The organism is Pedobacter sp. 01N416 (assembly GCF_056399685.1).
Genome location: NZ_JBFTRT010000456.1, coordinates 1 through 4,259 on the forward strand (window position 1 = coordinate 1; position 4,259 = coordinate 4,259).

Below are 4,259 nucleotides of genomic sequence, written 5' to 3' on the forward strand. Positions count from 1 at the left end.
GTGTGTGCCTTGTTCAATGATTTTGCCATTATCCAGCACCAAAATCTTATCCGCATTTTTAATGGTAGAAATCCTGTGGGCAATTAAAATACTTGTTTTTCCATCCATAATTTTACCAAGATTTTGTAGTATTTCCTCCTCGGTTTTAGTGTCAACCGCCGAAAGACAATCATCGAATATTAAAATCTTAGGTGATTTAATCAATGCTCTGGCGATAGAAACGCGTTGTTTTTGACCTCCAGAGAGGGTTATTCCACGTTCGCCCAGCATGGTTTCGAATTTTTCTTCAAAATCGATAATATTGGTGTAAACCGAGGCGTTTTTAGCAGCAGTATGCACCTCTTCATCCGTAACCTGGTCTAAACCAAAGGCAATATTATGCTTTATCGTATCAGAAAATAAGAAAACCTCTTGTGGTACAAAGCCAATCTGACTACGGTAATCTTTTAGATTTAAGGCTTTAATATTTTTTCCATCAATATCAATAGCACCATTTTCTACATCGTACATGCGCATAATCAGATTGGCCAATGTCGATTTTCCGGAGCCCGTTTTTCCGATTATGGCTACAAATTCGCCACTATTAATCTCAAAACTCACATCTTTTAAGGCTTCAATCCCTGTATCTGGGTAGGTAAAACTTACCTGGTCGAACTTGATATTGCCATTTAGCTCAATTTCAGCAGTTTCTTTCGATTGGATATCAGATGGGATATCCAAAAATTCATTTATCCTTTTTTGCGATGCGGCAGCCCGCTGGATTAAAGAAGTAACCCAGCCCAGCATGGTTACCGGAAAGGTTAACTGGTTGATGTAAATGATAAATTCAGCAATATTCCCTGCGGTGATACTGCCATTCATCACCTGGATACCGCCAATGTATATGGTTAAAATGGTACTCAGGCCAATTAATAAAAGCATAGTAGGGTAAAACAAGGCCGATACTTTAACCAGGCTCATCGAATCTTTTTTATAATCGTTGCTCTGGATGGAGAACATGTTTCTGGTATAATCTTCACGAACATATGATTTAATGATCCGGATCCCCGAAAAACGCTCCTGCACAAAACTCGAAAGATCTGACAAACGTTCCTGTATCTTCCCGCTTTTTTTAAAGATCAAAGTATTTACAYAGTATATAATCACCACCAGAAAAGGGAGGGGTAATAAGCAATAAATGGCTAGTTTTGCATTTACATCAAACATCGACCAGATAATTAGTACCGATAACACAAAAGTATTAATCGTGTACATAATCGCCGGACCAACGTACATCCTTACCCGGTTAACATCTTCTGTGGCACGGTTCATTAAGTCGCCTGTGTTATTCCGGCGGTAAAAACCCAGGCTAAGCTCCTGGTAATGTTGGTAAATATCGTTTTTCATATCGAACTCTATATGCCGCGACATTAAAATAATAGTTTGGCGCATAAAGAATAGGAACAATCCACGCAATAAATAAAGAGCAATAACTAACAAGCCGAAAAACAGAAGATTGCTGCTAAATATATCGTAAATTATAGCCTGGCGATCGAAACCGTAAAAGAGATTAAATACCTGAATGTTTTCGGTAATCAGGTCAACTGCATAACCAATTACCTGGGCTGGCACTACACCAAAAATATTAGAAATTACCACGAAAATACTTCCGGGTATAATCCACCATTTGTATTTAAGAAAGTATTTGTTTAATCGGCTTAAATGTTTCATTCCATACAAACTTAGCTAATTTTGTTATTTCATGATGCATATTTATCTATTCTGGTCTAAGCTTTAAAAATTAATGACATTGTTGGCGCAAAATGTTATTTGTAGGGCTTGCYTTCAAATATGTTTGCTTTTTGAAAACGAGCGGTTCTGCCTTTCATCGTTATAGTAGCCCTGCTATCCATTTCAAGCCGATTGAAGGATCGGGCTTTGCATTGCTATCAGGTTTATTTAACTATGGCAGTAGGGCTTGGTTAAACGAAATCTGTTGTCAGTTTAATTATAGAAACTGAAAAGCATTGGATGTTTAGCTCATTCGCTTCTTACGCCTTGTTCGTGTCCTCACGAACCAAACATTAGTGAATTTAACCGCGTTTTTTTAATCAATTTATTATAATCCTATAACGTTTTAAAAATCTCAAAGGTTTATTAATTTAGCTGCAATCGAATTAATTTTGTTATAGTTTCGTTAAATACGTGTAATAATGGTTTTTTATTTTAATTTTGCAGCAGGTTAGCCGAACGTTCAATATGCCAGCAAATTCTCCGTCAGATTTTTCAATTTTAGATCAATTAAGTGTCTATGGCCATAAAAAGTTGGTTTTTTGCAACGATCCAGATACAGGTTTAAAAGCAATTATTGCTATACACGATACTACATTGGGCCCTGCTTTAGGCGGAACACGTATGTGGAGTTATAGTACAGAAGGCGAAGCTTTAGAAGATGCACTGCGTTTATCGCGCGGAATGACTTACAAGGCAGCGATAACTGGATTGAATCTGGGTGGTGGAAAAGGCGTAATTATCGGCGATTCCAGGAAAGATAAAACAGAAACTTTAATGCGTAGCTACGGTAGGTTTATTAAAAACCTAAATGGCGAATTCATTACGGCAGAAGAAATGGGTACCAATACACGTGATATGGAATATATCCGTATGGAAACCAATTATGTTACTGGCGTTCCCGAATCAATTGGTGGTGCTGGTAATCCGGCTCCTTTTACTGCGCAAGGTGTTTATTTAGGCATTAAAGCCAGTGTTAAAGAGGTTTTCGGTACGGATATGCTTGCTGGTAGAACCATTGTAGTACAAGGCATCGGAAATGTTGGCGAGCATTTGGTTGCACTGTTAAGAAAAGAAAACGCCGAAGTTTTGATCAGCGATATTAACCAGGAACAACTAACTTACGTTGCCCGGAAATATAAAGCAAAACCGATCGAAGCCGATAAAATTTTTACAACAGATGCCGATGTTTATGCTCCATGTGCAATGGGTGCTACCGTTAACAACAAAACCATCGAAAAAATGAAGTTTGCAATTATTGCAGGTTCAGCAAACAATCAGTTAAAAGATGAGGTTTTAGACAGCGAATTACTTTTGAAGAAAGGGATTTTATTTGCACCTGATTATTTAATTAATGCTGGTGGATTAATTTCTTGTTATTCTGAGTTAACGGGTTTTGGTAAAAAACGCACCGTACAGCTTACAGAGAATATTTACGATGCTACAAGAAGTGTGATTAAGTTAAGCAAAACCGAAAATATATCAACAAATATTGCAGCCAATCGCATTGCCGAGAAACGGATTGCAGATGTTAAAAAAATTAAATCGTCATATTAAATCATAATTATTAAAACAGGTTTTAAAAAACCGCACTCGTTCTTACATTCATGTTAAACAGAAGGCACTTAAGAATCAAAGCTTTGCAAAATATTTTTGCTTGGCACATGGCAGACAAAAAAGACATTAAAGGTGATTTGAAAACTTTAATGCAGAGCATCGATAGCGTGTACGAAATGTACATCTGGATGTTATCTTTAATGGTAGAAGTTACCGAATTTACTGCTAACGACGCCGCAGAGCGCGCAAATAAGTTTATTAAAACCGCAGAGGATATTAATCCCAACATGAAATTGCTGCACAATAAGTTTAGCGTTTTAATGCAGCAGAATCCCGAATACGTTTCTGCGGTTAAAAAATACAAGGTAGATTGGGGTTTCGATCCGGAAATCCGTAAAACAGTTTACAATTCCTTAAAAGCATCAAAAGAATATGCCGATTATCTTGCTGATCCAAACGAAAGTTTAGAATCATCAAAGGATATTATTAAATACATTTTCAGGAAAATCATCTTAAAAAACCAGGCCATTTTGCAGGTTTTCGAAGAGAAATTTATCAACTGGCAGGTAGATCACGAAGTGATGAAAGGTATGGTGGCCAAAACCTTGAAAAACTTTACTTTCGAAGATCCTTTTAAAAACAAACTGACCGAAATTAGTGCAGATTGGGTTGAAGATAGCAAATTTGTTCAGGATCTTTTTGTGCATACTTTGCAGAACGATGCAAAATATCAGGAAATGATTGCCGATAGAACCAAAAACTGGGAATCGGAGCGTATTGCATTAATGGATACAATTTTAATGAAAATGGCCATTTGCGAATTGTTAAACTTTCAATCTATTCCGGTTAAAGTAACCATCAACGAATATTTAGAGTTATCAAAAGATTACAGTACACCGAAGAGTAATTCGTTTATTAACGGTATTTTAGAC

At 36.8% G+C, this 4,259-nt stretch carries 3 protein-coding genes; 2 read left to right on the plus strand and 1 reads right to left on the minus strand.

The features are described from left to right. Positions 1–1,710: ABC transporter ATP-binding protein (locus AC1DND_RS21350; protein WP_477584644.1), on the minus strand; the 1,710-nt coding region annotated here is incomplete at its 3' end. 528 nt (positions 1,711–2,238) lie between these two features. On the opposite strand from AC1DND_RS21350, the gene AC1DND_RS21355 reads away from it, so the two are divergent. Continuing rightward, entirely contained in the window at positions 2,239–3,327 is a 1,089-nt protein-coding gene (locus tag AC1DND_RS21355; protein WP_029275979.1) for a Glu/Leu/Phe/Val family dehydrogenase, read from the plus strand. A gap of 107 nt (positions 3,328–3,434) precedes the next feature. Continuing rightward, positions 3,435–4,259: transcription antitermination factor NusB (gene nusB / locus AC1DND_RS21360; RefSeq protein WP_477584645.1), on the plus strand; the 825-nt coding region annotated here is incomplete at its 3' end.

Coding starts and splice junctions, on each gene's coding strand:
- AC1DND_RS21355 (WP_029275979.1), top strand. CDS start 2,239: ATGCCAGCAAATTCTCCGTCAGATTTTTCAATTTTAGATCAATTAAGT.